This is a genomic window from Pseudomonas sp. UV AK001, assembly GCF_046097675.1.
Lineage (GTDB): Bacteria > Pseudomonadota > Gammaproteobacteria > Pseudomonadales > Pseudomonadaceae > Aquipseudomonas > Aquipseudomonas kribbensis.
The window spans coordinates 276,286-293,163 of sequence record NZ_JBJUVZ010000003.1; the positions used below are offsets into that span (position 1 = coordinate 276,286).

General features: G+C 61.8%; 17 protein-coding genes. 9 read left to right on the forward strand and 8 right to left on the reverse strand.

Features of this window, described 5'->3' with window-relative positions:
* Positions 1–197 precede the first annotated feature (197 nt).
* The 3 genes from ACKLNA_RS12240 to ACKLNA_RS12250 all read right to left on the reverse strand — a co-directional run bounded on the left by ACKLNA_RS12240 (position 198) and on the right by ACKLNA_RS12250 (position 1,979).
* Entirely contained in the window at positions 198–794 is a 597-nt protein-coding gene (locus ACKLNA_RS12240; RefSeq protein ID WP_016773431.1) for a superoxide dismutase, read from the reverse strand.
* Between the two features lie 175 nt (positions 795–969).
* Positions 970–1,572, reverse strand: a complete 603-nt coding sequence (locus tag ACKLNA_RS12245; protein ID WP_085709557.1) for a LysE/ArgO family amino acid transporter — start codon at positions 1,570–1,572, stop codon at positions 970–972.
* A 5-nt stretch (positions 1,573–1,577) separates the two neighbouring features.
* Positions 1,578–1,979: an ACT domain-containing protein gene (locus ACKLNA_RS12250; protein WP_007953258.1), complete on the reverse strand. Its 402-nt coding sequence runs from the start codon at positions 1,977–1,979 to the stop codon at positions 1,578–1,580.
* A 96-nt stretch (positions 1,980–2,075) separates the two neighbouring features.
* Between ACKLNA_RS12250 and ACKLNA_RS12255 the strand changes: the two genes are divergently transcribed.
* The 4 genes from ACKLNA_RS12255 (at position 2,076) to ACKLNA_RS12270 (ending at position 5,952) form a co-directional block, all read left to right on the forward strand.
* Positions 2,076–2,969, forward strand: a complete 894-nt coding sequence (locus ACKLNA_RS12255) for a LysR family transcriptional regulator ArgP (protein WP_065258594.1) — start codon at positions 2,076–2,078, stop codon at positions 2,967–2,969.
* Between the two features lie 54 nt (positions 2,970–3,023).
* Complete coding sequence (locus ACKLNA_RS12260; protein WP_085709559.1) at positions 3,024–4,016, forward strand: NAD(P)-dependent oxidoreductase; 993 nt, start codon at positions 3,024–3,026, stop codon at positions 4,014–4,016.
* A gap of 105 nt (positions 4,017–4,121) precedes the next feature.
* A complete protein-coding gene (locus ACKLNA_RS12265) occupies positions 4,122–4,976 on the forward strand; it encodes an ATPase (RefSeq protein WP_408986006.1) in 855 nt (284 codons plus the stop codon).
* A gap of 130 nt (positions 4,977–5,106) precedes the next feature.
* A complete protein-coding gene (locus ACKLNA_RS12270) occupies positions 5,107–5,952 on the forward strand; it encodes a cache domain-containing protein (protein ID WP_408986007.1) in 846 nt (281 codons plus the stop codon).
* A gap of 44 nt (positions 5,953–5,996) precedes the next feature.
* On the opposite strand, the gene ACKLNA_RS12275 is transcribed toward ACKLNA_RS12270, so the two are convergent.
* Both ACKLNA_RS12275 and pobA read right to left on the reverse strand, forming a co-directional pair.
* On the reverse strand, positions 5,997–7,514 hold the full coding sequence (locus ACKLNA_RS12275) for an MDR family MFS transporter (protein ID WP_408986008.1): 1,518 nt from the start codon (positions 7,512–7,514) through the stop codon (positions 5,997–5,999).
* Between the two features lie 79 nt (positions 7,515–7,593).
* Complete coding sequence (gene pobA / locus ACKLNA_RS12280) at positions 7,594–8,787, reverse strand: 4-hydroxybenzoate 3-monooxygenase (RefSeq protein ID WP_408986009.1); 1,194 nt, start codon at positions 8,785–8,787, stop codon at positions 7,594–7,596.
* Between the two features lie 178 nt (positions 8,788–8,965).
* On the opposite strand from pobA, the gene ACKLNA_RS12285 reads away from it, so the two are divergent.
* Positions 8,966–9,862 (forward strand): helix-turn-helix domain-containing protein, encoded by an 897-nt coding sequence (locus ACKLNA_RS12285; protein WP_114885158.1) that lies wholly within the window; start codon positions 8,966–8,968, stop codon positions 9,860–9,862.
* Positions 9,863–9,871: 9 nt separating this feature from the next.
* On the opposite strand, the gene ACKLNA_RS12290 is transcribed toward ACKLNA_RS12285, so the two are convergent.
* Positions 9,872–10,099, reverse strand: coding sequence for a hypothetical protein (locus ACKLNA_RS12290; RefSeq protein WP_085730216.1), 228 nt, complete (start codon positions 10,097–10,099; stop codon positions 9,872–9,874).
* Positions 10,100–10,140: 41 nt separating this feature from the next.
* Positions 10,141–11,046: a LysR family transcriptional regulator gene (locus ACKLNA_RS12295; protein ID WP_408986010.1), complete on the reverse strand. Its 906-nt coding sequence runs from the start codon at positions 11,044–11,046 to the stop codon at positions 10,141–10,143.
* 114 nt (positions 11,047–11,160) lie between these two features.
* Here ACKLNA_RS12295 and ACKLNA_RS12300 point away from each other — a divergent pair, with 114 nt between their 5' ends.
* Both ACKLNA_RS12300 and ACKLNA_RS12305 read left to right on the forward strand, forming a co-directional pair.
* Positions 11,161–12,039, forward strand: a complete 879-nt coding sequence (locus tag ACKLNA_RS12300) for an MBL fold metallo-hydrolase (protein ID WP_408986011.1) — start codon at positions 11,161–11,163, stop codon at positions 12,037–12,039.
* A 45-nt stretch (positions 12,040–12,084) separates the two neighbouring features.
* On the forward strand, positions 12,085–12,699 hold the full coding sequence (locus ACKLNA_RS12305; RefSeq protein ID WP_119427817.1) for an NAD(P)-dependent oxidoreductase: 615 nt from the start codon (positions 12,085–12,087) through the stop codon (positions 12,697–12,699).
* A 53-nt stretch (positions 12,700–12,752) separates the two neighbouring features.
* Here ACKLNA_RS12305 and ACKLNA_RS12310 read toward each other — a convergent pair whose 3' ends face one another.
* Positions 12,753–13,631, reverse strand: a complete 879-nt coding sequence (locus ACKLNA_RS12310; protein ID WP_085709569.1) for a LysR substrate-binding domain-containing protein — start codon at positions 13,629–13,631, stop codon at positions 12,753–12,755.
* Positions 13,632–13,770: 139 nt separating this feature from the next.
* Between ACKLNA_RS12310 and ACKLNA_RS12315 the strand changes: the two genes are divergently transcribed.
* Both ACKLNA_RS12315 and ACKLNA_RS12320 read left to right on the forward strand, forming a co-directional pair.
* On the forward strand, positions 13,771–15,408 hold the full coding sequence (locus tag ACKLNA_RS12315; RefSeq protein WP_408986012.1) for a 5-guanidino-2-oxopentanoate decarboxylase: 1,638 nt from the start codon (positions 13,771–13,773) through the stop codon (positions 15,406–15,408).
* Positions 15,405–16,856 carry an aldehyde dehydrogenase family protein gene (locus ACKLNA_RS12320; RefSeq protein WP_408986013.1) on the forward strand — a complete coding sequence of 484 codons (1,452 nt, stop codon included), beginning with the start codon at positions 15,405–15,407 and terminating at the stop codon, positions 16,854–16,856. The genes ACKLNA_RS12315 and ACKLNA_RS12320 overlap by 4 nt, the downstream gene beginning before the upstream one ends.
* Positions 16,857–16,878 lie beyond the last annotated feature (22 nt).

Sequence of the window (16,878 nt, forward strand, 5' to 3'; positions counted from 1 at the left end):
GGTAGTTTTGCTCTCCAACTTGAGGGGCGTCGGACAATTTTTCCTCTGTTTGATGTTAGTCCGCTGTGGCTTGGGAGCAAGGGGGCAAGGGCTGCTTTGCGTATGGGAAATGGCCTTGTTTGTGACGGGATTCGCCGACCTTATTGCACAGGCATAAAAAAACCCGGCAATAGCCGGGTTTTTGTCTGGCGCGCAGCTTAAGCGGTGAAGGTCTTGCCTTCGAACTGCTCGGCCACGAACTTCCAGTTGACCAGGTTCCAGAACGCTTCAACGTACTTCGGACGCAGGTTGCGGTAGTCGATGTAGTAAGCGTGTTCCCAGACGTCGCAGGTCAGCAGCGGGGTGTCGCCGCTGGTCAGCGGGTTGCCGGCGCCGATGGTGCTGGCCAGGGCCAGGGAACCGTCAGCCTTTTTCACCAGCCAGCCCCAGCCGGAACCGAAGGTACCGATCGAGGTTTTGCTGAACTCTTCCTTGAACTTGTCGAACGAACCGAACGCCGCGTTGATGGCATCAGCCAGTGCGCCGGTTGGTTGACCGCCGGCGTTTGGCGCCAGGCAGTTCCAGTAGAAGGTGTGGTTCCAGACCTGAGCGGCGTTGTTGAAGATGCCGCCCGAGGAAGTCTTGACGATCTCTTCCAGGGTCTTGCCTTCGAACTCGGTGCCTGGCACCAGGTTGTTCAGGTTCACGACGTAGGTGTTGTGGTGCTTGTCGTGGTGGAATTCCAGGGTTTCCTTGGAAATGTGCGGCTGCAGGGCATCGTGTGCGTAAGGCAGCGGCGGCAATTCGAAAGCCATGATGATTCTCCTAATCAGGTCTGTTGCGGTGAGCGCAAGGCCGATCACGGGCGGCCAGAAATGCACCGGCGAGTTTTTACTCTTTGCGGCGCAGGGTTCGGATCATAGCACCGGGGGTGCGGCATAACCACGCAACAACTGTGTGGGATAGAGGTTCCAGAGCTGTTTGGAATAATCACGAGGCCAGAATGAGCTGACCGGCTACCGTGAACATCATCACAGCCACCAACAGATCGAGAATCCGCCAGGTCCCCGGCCGCGCCAGCCACGGTGCCAGCCATGCCGCGCCGAACGCCAGGGTGAAAAACCACAGCAGCGAAGCACTCGCCGCGCCCACTACATAGGCACCTGGCACCGACTGTTGCGCGCCGAGGGAGCCGATCAGCAGCACGGTATCCAGATAGACATGCGGGTTGAGCAGAGTCACCGCCAGTGCGCTGAGCATCACTGCCCGCAGTGAACGCACGGTCTGGTTTTCACCCTGTTGCAGACTCTGTTTCGAGAACGCCCGGCGCAACGCCTGGCTGCCGTACCAGATCAGGAACACCGCGCCGCCCCAGCGTGCAACCGCCAGCAACGTCGGATTTTGCGCCAGCACCGTGGCCAGACCGAATACGCCAGCCGCTACCAGCAATGCATCACAGGCGACGCACAGCGCGGCGACCGGCAGGTGATGTTCACGACGCAGGCTCTGAGCCAATACAAAAGCATTCTGGGTACCGATCGCCATGATCAGCCCGAAGGCCACCAGCAGACCGTTGGTATAGCTTTGCCACATGACAATTACTCCGCGTTGGCTGCGAGATCGCGCAGCACTTGCATGGCGCGTTCGGCGTCGGCCTGACCGACGAACAAATGGTCGTGGTAATAGCCGGCAATCACGTTGCAACTGATGCCGGCCTTGCCCAGTGCGGTGGCGAATGCGGCGGTCAGGCCGACGGCTTCCAGCGCCGAATGCACGTTCAAGGTGATCCAGGCCGCGACATAGTCGAAGCTGAAACCGGCACGCTCGGCGTGGGACCGTTCGAGAATCACCGTCAGGCCTTCCTGTTCACGGAAACTTCCGACAACTTCCAGGCCACTCGGCAACTGCCCGTCGCGCAAGGTGCAGAACACATATTCGCCGGCATTGAGCTGCGGGCTCATGCTGCGCAGCAGGGTGGTCAACGAGGTTTCGCCAGCCATTGGGGTGGTCCTTGATAAAGAGTGCTTGGTGGCTATTCTCCGGGCAGACGCTGTATAAGAAAAACCAATAGTGCTGATCGCTCATTAGGAAAACTGATGTTCGACTATAAATTGCTTTCCGCTCTGGCCGCCGTGGTCGAGCAGGCCGGATTCGAACGGGCGGCGCAGGTGCTGGGCCTTTCGCAATCGGCGATTTCCCAGCGGATCAAACTGCTGGAAGCGCGGGTCGGCCAGCCAGTGCTGGTGCGCGGGACACCACCGTCACCCACCGAGATCGGCCGGCGCCTGCTCAACCATGTGCAACAGGTGCGCCTGCTCGAACGGGATCTGCAGACGCTGGTGCCGGCGCTGGACGAAGAGGGCCTGCCGGAACGTCTGCGTATCGCCCTGAACGCCGACAGCCTCGCCACCTGGTGGGCGGAGGCGGTGGGCGACTTCTGCGCCGAACAGCATCTGTTGCTGGACCTGATCGTCGAAGACCAGACCGTCGGCCTCAAACGCATGCGCGCCGGCGAAGTAGCCGCCTGCCTGTGTGCCAGCGAACGGCCGGTGGCGGGCGCCCGCAGCGTGCTGCTCGGCGCCATGCGTTATCGGGCGCTGGCCAGCCCGGCGTTCATCGAGCGGCATTTCCCCGACGGCGTGCGGGCCGAACAATTGCCACGCACCCCGGCGCTGGTGTTTGGTCCGGACGACTTTCTGCAACATCGCTACCTCGCGTCCCTGGGTGTAGATGGTGGTTTCGAACACCATTTGTGCCCATCCTCCGAAGGTTTTATCCGCCTGACCGAAGCCGGGCTCGGCTGGGGGCTGGTGCCGGAATTACAGGTGCGCGAGCAACTGGAACGCGGCGTGTTGCGCGAACTGTTGCCAGATAAACCGATCGACGTGCCGTTGTACTGGCATCATTGGCGCAATGGCGGCCAGTTGCTGGGGTTGTTGACCGAGCAATTGGTGCGTTCGTCGTCGCAATGGCTGGTGCCGTTGGACTGACGGCCAGCGTCAAGACTCACGAATCAGGCAAAACGAAAGACAGCGGAGCTCTACATGAAAATTCTGGTCACCGGCGCAAGCGGCTTCATTGGCGGACGCTTTGCGCGTTTTGCCCTGGAGCAGGGCCTGGACGTGCGGGTCAACGGCCGCCGGGCCGAAGGCGTCGAGCATCTGGTGCGTCGCGGCGCCGAGTTCGTTCAGGGCGACCTGAGCGACCCTGACCTGGTGCGTGCGCTCTGCACCGACGTCGAAGCCGTGGTGCATTGCGCCGGTGCGGTCGGGCTATGGGGGCGCTATCAGGACTTTCATCAGGGCAATGTGCAGGTCACCGAAAACGTGGTCGAAGCCTGCCTCAAGCAGCGGGTGCGGCGCCTGGTGCATCTGTCGTCGCCGTCGATCTATTTTGACGGCCGCGATCACCTCGGCCTGACCGAAGAGCAGGTGCCCAAGCGTTTCAAACATCATTACGCGGCGACCAAATATCTGGCCGAACAAAAGGTCTTCGGCGCCCAGGAATTCGGTCTCGAAACCCTGGCCCTGCGCCCGCGTTTCGTCACCGGTGCCGGCGACATGAGCATTTTCCCGCGCCTGCTGAAGATGCAGCGCAAAGGGCGTCTGGCAATCATCGGCAACGGCCTGAACAAGGTCGACTTCACCAGCGTGCATAATCTCAACGAAGCGTTGCTGAGCAGTCTGCTGGCGGCCGGTTCGGCGCTGGGCAAGGCCTACAACATCAGCAACGGCGCCCCGGTACCGTTGTGGGATGTGGTCAATTACGTGATGCGCAAGATGGAAGTCCCACAGGTCACCAAGTACCGGTCCTACGGGCTGGCCTACAGCGTGGCGGCGCTCAACGAAGGCGCGTGCAAACTCTGGCCGGGACGGCCCGAGCCGACCCTGTCGCGCCTGGGCATGCAGGTGATGAACAAAAATTTCACCCTCGACATCAGTCGCGCCCGGCATTATCTGGACTACGATCCGAAAGTCAGTCTCTGGACGGCCCTCGATGAGTTCTGTGGCTGGTGGAAAGCCCAGGACATTCGTTGATACCAAGTGCTGAACCCCGCCGCGGGTTGGGGGTCAATCCCTGCGGCTGCGGGGTTTATACTGCGCCGCAATCAGCCATTACCGGGTTTCACAAAGGTTGCCTCAATGTCCATGCGTAACGATGCCCACGACGATTTCGACGATGTTCCGAGCCTGCGCGCCGATACACTCGATGACGACGATTTCCCGACCACTGCCCGCACTTCCGTGCATTCGCGCACACCGCCGGTGGTCAAGGTCAAGTCTGCGAGCACCGGGCCGTTGTGGGCGCTGGTCGGTGCGTTGTTCTTTGCTTTCATCGGTCTGGCCTGGTGGAGTTTCCAGCAGATTTCGCTGATGGAGCAGCAACTGGTGGCGACCCAGGAAAGCTTCGCGCGGATCAGTGAAGAAGCGGCGGGGCGCCTGCAGGATATTTCCGGCAAGGTCGTGGCCAGCCAGACCAACGTCAACACCGACAGTGAAGCGCTGAAACTGCAGATCAAGCAATTGCAAAACGCACTGCAGGATCAGAGCAAACAGCAGCAGGGTGTGGCCGGGCAGGCGACGGATCTGGACAAGCGCCTCGCGCAGATGACCGCCCAGACCACTGAGCAACAGAACGCCAACACTCAATTGCAGGCCCAGGTCAAAGCCCTGAGTGCCGAGCTGGCGACACTGAAAAACGCGCCGGCCGATACCAGCAAGGTCGACGCGCAACTCAAGGGTTTCGATGCGCAGTTCAAGAGCCTTGGTGCCGACATCTCGGCGCTGAAGAAACAAGGCAGTTCGAACGCCGCCATCGAGCGTCTGGAGCAGGAAATCGTCGTGCTCAAGAGCGAGCAGGACAACCGTCCGGCCGCTGTGCAGGGCGGCTCCAGCACCGCCGAGTTCGATGCATTCCGTGGGCAGATGACCCGCAACATCAACACCCTGCAGGCGCAGATCCAGAACCTGCAACAGCAGATCAACGCCCGGCCGTGAGCCTCTTCTGTGGCGAGGGCGCGAATGCCCTCGCCACACCCATCGCAACATTCAGACGCTTTCTGAAAATCCATACCTGCCGTCAGGCCGTCTACGCTCTTGAAACACCAACAAGAACGAGGGATGCGTCATGGGGTTTGTGCAAAAACTGGCCTGGCTCGGCGCGGTGCTGTTGTTGAGTTTCGGACAGGCCAATGCGGCCACGGAAAAGGACGACAGCAAGGCCGCCATCGCCTTGCTGGAAAAGGCTCTGGCCTACTATCACGACAACGGCGACAAGGCGTTCGCGGCATTCAGCCGCCAGGGCGAATTCGTCGACAGGGATCGTTACGTGTTCGTGGTCGATACCAAGGGCGTGATGCTCGCCAGCGGTGGGCCGTCTTCGGCGTTGATCGGCCGGGATGTGAGCGAAGTGCTTGGCCCGGAATTGCAGAAGGCGTTCAAGGACGCGTTGAAAGTGCCGGAAGGCAACGGCATCCAGCAGGCCGAGTACCGTTGGCAGAACCAGGCCGACGGCAAGGTCGAGCGCAAGCATGTGTTCTATCAGCGCATCGGTCAGCGGATTCTGGCGGTCGGTTACTACTTGCCACGAGCATCGGCAGAACAGGCGAAATCATTGCTCGACAAAGCCGCCACCGATCTGACCAAGGACGAAAAGGGCACGCTGACGGCGATCAACTCGCTCAAGGGCGGTTACCTGCAGGATGACCTGTATGTGTTCGTGGTGGATCTGAACACCCGGCGCTACGTCGCCCATGGCACCAACCTGCGGTTGATCAACACCGACTTCGCCAAGGTCAAGGACCCGGAAGGCAAACCGGTGGGTGAGCCGATTCTGTCGATGATCGGCAAGCAGGATGAGGGTGAATACGAATACCGCTGGAAGAACCCGGTGACCGGCAAGGTCGAGGACAAGCATGCCTACCTGAAGAAGGTCGGCGGGTTCCTGGTGGCGGTCGGTTATTACAGCGCTTGAACCCTGTGTGCTCCCACGTCACGCGTGGGAGCCATCGGCATCGGTCAGCGGGCGCCGTGCTCACGCCCGCGCAACAAGCGGTTCGGCATGGCAATCGCCGCCGCCAGCCCGAGCAGCGACACCCCGGCGCTGACCATCAGCAAATGCCGGAACGTCACCAGCAATTCGGCGCGCAAGGCATTCTGTGCATCGCCGGGTGCCGCGTTCAGGCCATCGAGCAGCACGTTGCCGGAGTGACCTTCGCCGATCAACGATGCGCCGGTCAGGTGGGCAAAGCTGGAGTCCTGCAACAATGCCAGCAGCAGCGCCGACATCAACGCCACGCCCACCGCGCCACCCAGCGAGCGGAACAGGTTGGTGGTGCTGGTGGCGACGCCGATGTCCTTTTGCTCGACCGAATTTTGCGTACCGACCAGCGAGGTCGGGAACTGCATGCCGCCGGCGATGCCGCTGAGCAACATGAACAGGCTGCTGACCAGCGTCGCATCGGGCGGGCTGAAGGCCATGCCGAGGATCGAGATCGGCATCAGCAGCGCGCCGGTGAGAATCTGTGGTTTGTAGCGCCCGGTAATCGACGTGCGGCGCCCGGCGAAATACGCGCCGATCGGCAGGCCCATTGCCAGCGGCAGCAAGTGCAGCGCCGCGCTGTCGGCGCCGGCACCGGTCACGCTCTGGAAGCGCAACGGCATCAACACAATCAACGAAATCGCCTGGAAGCTGCAGAAGAAAATCGTGCACCAGCACAGCAGGGCGCTGCGATTGGTAAACAGGTGCATAGGCAGCAACGGCTCGCGGGCACGACGCTCATGCCAGACGAACACCGCCAGCACCGCGACCGCGCAAGCGAACAGACCGAGCACTTCGCTGCTGCGCCACGCATGACCCTGGCCGACCTGAGTAATCGCCAGCAACAGCGCCGTCAGGCCGATGATCATCAGCAGTGTGCCAAGGTAATCGATGACCGGTTTGCGCTGGGGGATCGGCAGGCCGACCAGATTGCGTCGCGCCACCCAGTACGCGCCAAGGCCCAGCGGCAGGTTGATCAGGAACACCCAGCGCCACGACAGATACTCGGTCATGTAACCGCCCAGCACCGGGCCGGCCACGCTGGCCACCGCGTACATGCTGGAGAAGTAACCCTGATAGCGCCCGCGCTCACGGGGCGGCACGATGTCGCCGATGATCGCCTGGCTCACCGAGATCATCCCGCCAGCACCGATGCCCTGGAAAATCCGCGCCAGCACCAGTTGCTCCATGCTCTGGGCCATGCCGCAGAACAGCGAGGCAAGGGTGAACAGGCCCATGCCGAACAGCATCAGTTTGCGCCGCCCGTATAGGTCACCGAGCTTGCCGTAGATCGGCACCGCCACGGTCATCGCCACCATGTAGCCGGAAATCACCCAGGCCAGCAGGCTGACGTCCTTGAATTGCGCGGAGATGGCCGGCATGGAAACGGCGACGATGGTCTGGTCCAGCGCGCCAAGGAAGATCGCCAGCATCAGCGCGACCAGCACGCTGCGAATGGCCGGTTTGGGCGTTTCGGGGTGGTTGAGGTTGGTCACGGGCAAAACCTGCGGGCAGTGAGGGTCCCGCAGATCGTCAGACGAGCGGGGATGCTCGCCAGTGTAAGTCGGTAGCAGGCTATTCGATAGCCTCATAAGGAAGTCCGACGTAATTTTCTGCAATGGTTTTTTGTCCCGCTTCTGAACTGACAAAGTAGTCCAGTTCCGAGGCGCTGATCCGTTGGCTGAAATCGTCGTGCTCGTCGAAACGGTGCAGCATCGAAGTCATCCACCAGGAAAACCGCTCGGCTTTCCACACCCGGCGCAGGCAGATTTGCGAATACTGCTCCAGCAAGTCCGTGCGCCCTTCGCGGTAAACCTTCAGCAGAATCCTGAACAGCGTGCTGACATCGCTGGCCGCCAGATTCAAACCCTTGGCCCCGGTCGGCGGAACGATATGCGCCGCGTCACCCACCAGAAACATGCGCCCGTACTGCATCGGCTCGACCACGAAACTGCGCAGCGGCGCGATGCTCTTTTCAATCGACGGGCCGGTCACGAGTTTCTGCGCCAGATCCTCCGGCAGACGATTGCGCAGTTCATCCCAGAAGCGCTGATCCGACCAGTCGTCGACGTTCTCTTCGGCGGACACTTGCAGGTAATAGCGGGTGCGAGTCGCCGACCGCATGCTGCACAAGGCGAAGCCGCGTTCGTGGCGGGCGTAGACCAGTTCATCGTGAATCGGTGGCGTGTCGGCGAGAATCCCCAGCCAGCCGAACGGATAAACCCGTTCGAAAATCTTCAGGCATTCGGCTGGAATCGACTGCCGCGCCACGCCGTGGAAACCGTCGCAACCGGCGATGTAATCACAATCGACGCGCCAGATTTCGCCGTCCTTTTCAAACGTGACGAAGACCTCGTCGCTTTTCATGCCACAGGGAACGACATCGCGTGCTTCATAGATGGTCTGTCCGCCGGTCTCCCGACGAGCGGCCATCAGGTCGCGGGTGACTTCGGTCTGGCCATAGACCATCACGGTTTTTCCACCGGTCAGCGCCTGCAGATCGATGTGTACCCGACGCCCGTCGAGGGCCAGTTCGAAACCACCGTGGACCAGCCCTTCGGCGTCCATCCGCTGACCCACGCCAGCCTCGCGCAACAGCTCTACCATGCCCTGTTCAAGGACCCCGGCGCGAATTCGGCCGAGCACATAGTCAGGTGTCTGGCGCTCAATAATCAGGGTATCGATGCCGGCGTTGTGCAGCAGTTGGCCGAGCAATAATCCGGATGGACCGGCGCCAATGATGGCGACTTGGGTTTTCAGCGTTTTCATTGTTTTTATGACTCGCAAGCTTCACGCGACAACGGCCGGTGAATGATTTTCAGGATTCGAGTGCTTGCATTTTTCCCTTGCGGGTCTGTCAATTGAAGGTGAAAACTGAGCCGATACCTGTACATTCTGCCAATCGGTGCGATTATCGCCCGCAACCTTCGAGGCCTGGATTGAAGTGATGAACAAGCCTGACCTGCCTTCGATTCCGGTGTTCAAGCTCTACGGTGAAAGCCTGGACTGGCCGACCCCTGACTTGCTGCACTGTGAAACCATTTCCAAACGCAGCCGCGAACATCAATGGGAAATCAAACCCCACCGCCACGCCGATTTGTGCCAGTTGCTCTTCGTATTCAAAGGTCAGGCAGAGCTTGAAATCGAAGGTCAACGCACGCAACTGAACGAAGCCGCGATCCAGATCCTGCCGCCGCTATCGGTGCATGGATTCCGTTTTTCCGAGGACGTCGAAGGATTTGTCGTCACCCTCGCCACACCGCTGATCAACCATTTGCAGGCGCAACTGGGCAGCGCGGTGCAGGCCCTGGCCCAGGCCGAAAGCTATCCGGCGGGGCAGGACGCGGAGTACCTCAACAGTCTGTTTGCCGCGTTGCAGGCCGAGTACAACGGTCATCAACCGGCGCGGGAAATGCTCATGCATTCGCTGGTGAGCGTGATCATGGTCTGGGTCAGCCGTCAGGCGATCCGCCGTCATAACGCGAGCCAACGCCCGCAGCGTCAGCGCGAGTACCTCAACGGTTTTATCCAGTTGGTGGAAGAGACATATCGCCAGCATGTGAAGGTCGAAGACCTGGCCCATCGTCTGGGGATTTCCGTCTCGCACCTCAACGGCACCTGCCGCGAACTGGCGGGGCAACCGGCGTTGCAGATCATGCATGAACGTCAGTTGCTGGAAGCCAAGCGTCTGCTGACGTACACCAGCATGACGATTTACGAGATGTCCGAGGTATTGGGTTTTTCCGATCCGACCAACTTCACGCGCCTGTTCCGGCGCCGTGTGGGGATCTCGCCAAAGGCGTTCCGCGACCGCTTGAAGGCCGAGCAGAACGACGACGCCTGACGTCCTGTATCAGCGCAGGGCGTTGAGGGTGGCGTTGTGAGGGATGCAGCGCTCGAAGTTGCAGCTCGCGTACTCACGGGGCAGTTGCCGCAACTGCTCCACGCGCCATGCCGCGGTGCCATACAGCGCCAGCGTGGCCGCGCAGGTGATGAAAATCGCGAGGTATCTTCTTGTTCTGGTGCTCATGATCATGGCGTTGACCTCTGAACGAATACCCTTGGGTACTACTTTCAGCATAGGTCAGCGCCGGGGAGTTGCCAGCTGCGCGGCGAACGGGTTTACAAGCCGACATCCCATTGCGGGTTTTCGGGAAAGCGCATTACCAGGAAATCCAGCATGCTGCGCAGTGCCGCCGGCATGTGCTTGCGTGAGGCGTACACCGCGTAGATGTTCATCCGCCGAGGTTCGGCGCTGGGCAGCAGGCGCACCAGTTCGCCGCTGTGAATATGCGCCCCTGCCTGATAGGTCGGCAGCATCGCCACCCCGGCACCGGCCAGAGTGGCGCGCAGCAGGGTGCTGGCCTCGTTGGCGCTGATGTTGCCTTGCACCGGCACTGAAACCGGTTCGCCATCTTCTTCGAAATGCCACAGGCTCTTGCCGAAATAGGAGTGGGTCAGGCAGTTGTGCCGGCTCAGATCTTCTACGCGCTGCGGTTGTGGATGTTCCTGCAGATAGGCGGGTGCGGCGCAGACCACCGAGCGGCAGACCGTCAGGCGCCGGGCGATCAGGTTGGGGTCGAGGTCGTTGCTGGTGCGGATCGCCAGGTCGATGCGTTCGTCCACCAGGTTCACGGTGCGATCGAGCATTTGCAGGTCGATGTTGACGCCCGGGTAGCGCTTGACGAACGCGGCCATGGCATCGGCCAGTTGCGCCTGGCCGAACGAGGTGCTGACGCTGATTCGCAGCAGACCCCGTGGCGCATCGTCGGGTTCACTGACGGCAGCCTGCATGTCGCTCGACAGTTCCAGCATCTGCCGACAGCGCGGCAGGATCTCGTTACCGGCCGCAGTCAGGCTCAACTTGCGCGTGGTGCGGTGCATCAGGCGCGCGCCGACCCAGTCTTCCAGTTCCGCCAGATAACGCGACACCACCGGCCGCGACAGGTCCAGGTGATCGGCCGCCGCCGACTGGCTGCCCAGATCCACCACCGTGACAAACACCCGCATTGCTTGGAGACGATCCATGATTTGCCCGCTTTCAGAAACAAACTATGTTTAAGCATCGCATTTTTTGTAACGAGTCTGGCAACTAAGCTCTGTCCCATCGCCAAGCACGGCATTCGAACAGCGGAGCAACCCATGATCGGCTTCACCATTCTCAAGCGCGTTTTACTGGCCACCGCCACCCTCGGCTTTGCTGCCCACGCAGCGGCCGCGAACCTGAGCCTCGATGTCTACAATCCGGGCACTAACGCAATCTTCCCGGTGACCTCGGTGCTGGTCAGCGGCGAGAAGGACGCGATTCTGGTGGACGCCCAGTTCGGCAAATCCCAGGCCGAGCAAGTGGTGGAAAAGATCCGCGCCAGCGGCAAGCAACTGACCACCATCTACATCAGCCACGGTGACCCGGATTACTACTTCGGTCTCGACACCCTGACCAAGGCCTTCCCGAATGCCAAGGTGCTGGCCTCGCAGCCGACCGTTGATCACATCAAGCAAACCGTCGACGGCAAACTCGCATTCTGGGGCCCGAAAATGGGCGCCGACGTGCCGGCCAAAACCATCGTGCCGGGCGTGCTCAAGGGCGACAGCCTGATGCTCGAAGGGCAGAAGCTGCAGGTGGTCGGCCTGGAAGGCAAGCAACCGGATCGCAGCTTCGTGTGGATTCCATCACTGAAAGCTGTGGTGGGTGGTGTCGTCGTTGCCGAGAACATCCACGTCTGGATGGCCGATACTCAGACTGCACAATCCCACGCCGACTGGCTGGAAACCCTGCACTCGATCGAAACCCTGAAGCCGAAAACCGTGGTGCCGGGTCACTACCTGGGTGACAGCGCCCGTTCGCTGGCCGCCGTGAAGTTCACCGCCGACTACATCAAGGCCTTCGACGAAGAAACCGCCAAGGCCAAGGACTCTGCCGCGCTGATCGCCGCGATGAAAAAGCGCTACCCGAAACTGGGCGAAGAGAGTTCCCTGGAGCTGAGCGCCAAAGTCGCCAAGGGCGAGATGAAGTGGTAACCCGATTCTGAAAACGCAGCACTCTCAAGCCAACTGGAGAATGTCATGAGCAAGATCGCAATCATTGGTGCCACCGGCCGTGCCGGCAGCCAATTGCTGGAAGAAGCCCTGCGTCGCGGCCACAGCGTCACCGCCATCGCCCGGGATACCTCGAAGATCGGCGCCCGTGCCGGTGTGGTCAGCAAGAACGTCGACGTGCTGGATGCCGCCGCGCTGCAAGCCGCAGTCGCCGGTAACGATGTGGTAATCAGCGCCGCGCATTTCGCCACGGTGCCGGCCAGCGCGCTGATCGGCCCGGTGAAACAGGCCGGGGTGAAACGTCTGCTGGTGGTCGGTGGTGCCGGTTCGCTGTTGCTGCCGGACGGCACCCGCGTGATCGACAGCGCGGGTTTCCCGGCCGAGTACAAGGCCGAAGCCAGCGCTGGTGCCGCTTTCCTTGATGCCCTGCGTCAGGAGAAGGAACTGGACTGGACATTCCTGTCGCCGTCGGCGCTGTTCTTCGAAGGTGAGCGCACCGGCAAATTCCGCGTGGGCAAGGATGATTTGCTGGTAAGTGCCGAAGGCCAGAGCTCCATCAGCTTTGCCGATTACGCAATTGCGCTGATCGACGAAGTGGAAACGCCGAAGCATTCGCGTCAGCGGTTTACGGTCGGTTACTGATGTAACCCGATCAAACGTTCCCGCGCCTTGCGTGGGAACGTTCAGTAACAGGCTCACCGCGTATGAGCCTGCTCCACCAGCCACCCCATCAATTCCTGCAACTTCGCCGACGGCTCCGACGCCGGCGCCACGATGTAATAGCCCAATCCCGTCTTCACCTTCAGATCGAACGGCATCACCAGTCGCCCGGCGTTCAAGTCGTCGCCGATCAGTGACCAGTCGCCAATCGCCACCCCCGTCCCGTGGGACGCCATCGACATCGCCTGATCCAGCGTCTCGAAATGCTGACCGCTGCTGATGTTGCTCAAGTGCAGTTCGGCGGCTTCCAGCCAGAGTGTCCAGTCGTCATCGGTGTGGGTCGGGTGCAGCAGCAAGTGTTGTTGCAAGTCTGCCGGCGTGTGCAGCGCCGGGCCACCGTTGAGCAGTGTTGGCGAGCAGACCGGCGTCAGTTGTTCATCGAACAGATGCAGCGTGGCAGGGGAGTCGTGGGGCGCGGTGCCGTAGATCACTGCGGCGTCGAACTGCTCGCGATGAAAGTCCACGCCGTGTTGCAACGACGCCGTGAGTTTCACCGGCACGTCCGGGCGCTCGCGCTGCCATTGCAACAGGCGTGGCAACAGCCAGCGCATCACGCAACTCGGGGCCTTGAGTTGCAGGGTTTCGCGCTTGGCGCCGATCTGCTCCATCGAGTCGCCGATCAGGCTGAACACCTGCTGCACCCGTGGCAGCCATTCGCGACCTTCGGCCGTCAGTTCCAGGCCCCGGGCCAGGCGAATGAACAGCTCATAACCCAGATGCTCCTCCAGCCCGGCGATCTGCCGGCTCACCGCACCCTGGGTGATGTGCAACTGCTCGGCGGCCCGGGTGAAGTTGCAGCACTGCGCGGTGATCAGAAACGTGTGCAGGGCGGGCAGGGGAGGCAGTCGTTTCATGTGGATCCAAGGTATGACGTGAGGACATGGCTAGTATGAGCTTTTATCGATTGTTGCGGCTACGGGTCGCCCGTTTCAATGAGGTCAATCACCGGTTCCCTAAAGGCCCGGTGCCTCAACGAACAAGAAGGGCAAAGACATGGCGACGTGTGGCGAAGTACTGGTCAAGTTACTCGAAGGTTACGGGGTCGAGCAGGTGTTCGGCATTCCCGGGGTGCATACCGTGGAGCTGTATCGCGGGCTGGCCCGTTCGAGCATCAACCATGTGACTCCGCGTCACGAGCAGGGCGCCGGCTTCATGGCCGACGGCTACGCCCGCACCAGCGGCAAACCGGGTGTGTGCTTCATTATCACCGGCCCGGGCATGACCAACATCACCACCGCCATGGGACAGGCTTACGCCGATTCGATCCCGATGCTGGTGATCTCCAGCGTGCAGTCGCGCAGTCAACTGGGCGGCGGTCGCGGCAAGCTGCATGAACTGCCGAACCAGAGCGCACTGGTCGGCGGCGTGGCGGCGTTCTCCCACACCCTGATGTCGGCGTCCGAATTGCCGGGCGTATTGGCCCGTGCGTTTGCGCTGTTCCAGGCCGGGCGTCCGCGTCCGGTGCACATCGAGATTCCGCTGGACGTGCTGGTCGAAGAAGCCGACGAACTGCTGAGCAGCGTGCCGGTCAATATCGACCGCGCCGGTGCCGCGCCGGCCGCCGTGAGCCGCATGACCGAACTGCTGGCCGGCGCCCAGCGTCCGCTGATCCTCGCCGGTGGCGGCGCCATTGATGCCGCTGCCGAACTCACCGAACTGGCTGAACTGCTCGACGCTCCGGTAGCGCTGACAATCAATGCCAAAGGCATGTTGCCGTCCAGCCATCCGCTGTTGATCGGTTCGACTCAGAGCCTGGTCGCGACCCGCGCCTTGGTGGCGGATGCCGACGTGGTGCTGGCGATCGGCACCGAACTGGCGGAAACCGACTACGACGTGACCTTCGCCGGCGGCTTTGAAATCCCCGGCAAGCTGCTGCGCGTCGATATCGATCCGGACCAGACCGTGCGCAACTACCCGCCGCACGTTGCGCTCGTGGCCGATTCGCGCAACGCGGCACAAGCATTGCTCAGTGCGCTCTCGCACAAGCCGCTGGCCGAACGCCGCAACGATTGGGGCCAGGTACGCGCCGCCCGTCTGCGTGAAGATCTGGCCGCGACCTGGGACGCGCCGACCCTGGCTCAGACCCGGTTCCTCGAAACCGTGCTGCACGAACTGCCGAACGCGGTGTTTGTCGGTGACTCCACGCAACCGGTGTACACCGGCAACCTGACTTTCAACCCGGAGCGTCCGCGCCGCTGGTTCAACTCGTCCACCGGTTACGGCACCCTCGGTTACGCCCTGCCGGCGGCGATTGGCGCGTGGCTCGGCGGCAATCTCGAACACGGCGCACGTCCGCCGGTGGTGTGCCTGATCGGCGACGGCGGTCTGCAATTCACCCTGCCGGAACTGGCCAGCGCGGTGGAAGCGCGCACGCCGGTGATCATCCTGCTGTGGAATAACCAGGGTTACGAAGAGATCAAGAAATACATGGTCAACCGCGCCATCGAGCCGGTGGGTGTGGACATCTACACCCCGGACTTCATCGGTGTGGCCAAGGCGTTGGGTTGCGCGGCGGAAGCGATCAGCTCGGCTGAACACCTGCGCGGTGCACTGCGCGCCGCCACTGATCGTCAGGGCCCGACCCTGATCGAAATCGACCAGACCCAATGGATGAAGGCGGTGGCCAAATGATCAATTTCCCGACCACACTCGACGGCCTCTACATCAACGGCCAATGGTCCGCCGGCCGCGAACACCTGCGCGTGATCAACCCGGCCACCGAAGCGCTGCTGACCACGGTCAATGGCGGTGACGAAAGCGCCGTCAACCAAGCGGTGACGGCCGCAACCGAAGCCTTCAAGGACTGGTCGAAAACCACCGGTGCCGAGCGCGGTGCGATCCTGCGTAACATCGCCAATGGCGTGCGCAACGGTCGCGAACATTTGATGAATTTGCAGTCGAGCAACAACGGCAAACCGCAGTTCGAGGCGGGCATCGATGTCGATGACGTGATCGCCACCTTCGAGTACTACGCCGAACTCGCCGAAGGCCTCGATGCGAAACAGGACAGCGATGTGCCGCTGCCCAGCGATGACTTCAGCGCGCGCTTGCGCCGCGAGCCGTGCGGTGTGGTCGGGCTGATCGTGCCGTGGAACTTCCCGATGGTCACCACCGCGTGGAAACTCGCGCCAGCCCTGGCCGCCGGTTGCTGCGTGGTGCTCAAACCGTCGGAAGTCACGCCGCTGCCGGAGCTGGAACTGGCAGCGATCATCGCCGAGTCCGGCCTGCCAAAAGGCGTGTTCAACCTGGTGTGCGGCACCGGTCTGGCGGTCGGCGCGCCGTTGTCGGCGGACCCGCGCATCGCCAAGGTTTCCTTCACCGGCAGCAACGCCGTCGGTGTGCAAGTGATGCAGCGCGCCGCTGAATCCGTGAAGGGCGTGAGCCTGGAACTGGGCGGCAAATCCTCGCTGCTGATTCTGGAAGATGCCGACCTTGATCTGGCGGTGGAGCTGGCCTGCGGCGGCGGTTTCTTCAACGCCGGGCAGATGTGCTCGGCCACCAGCCGGGTGCTGGTCGCCGATGAACTGGCCGATGAATTCCTGATTCGCTTGCAGACCCGGGCGGAAAAAATCCGTGTGGCCGACCCGTTCGATCCGGAAGTCGAGATGGGCGCATTGGTCAATCAGGCGCAGTACCAGCGTGTGCTCGGTCACATCGACCGAGGTCTGAGTGCCGGTGCCAAGCTGATCTGTGGCGGCAATCGCCCGGCGGATCTGCCGCGCGGCTATTTCTTGCAGCCGACGATCTTCACCGAAGTGCCCCTCGACAGTGCGCTGTGGTGTGAAGAGATCTTCGGCCCGGTGATCTGCGTGCGCAGTTTTGCTTCGGAGGCCGAGGCGATTGCCCTGGCCAACGACAGTCAGTTCGGTCTGGTGGCCAGCGTTGTCACGCGCAATGCCGAGACCGCAGACCGGGTCGCCAACGCCTTGCAGGCGGGGCTGGTGTGGCTCAACGCACCGCAGGTGATCTTCCCGCAGACCGCGTGGGGCGGCTACAAACAGAGCAGCATCGGCCGCGAACTGGGGCCGTGGGGCCTGGCGGCATTCCAGGAAATCAAGCACGTGATCCGCGCGCTCTGAATGCCCGAAAAAGGTCAGCGCA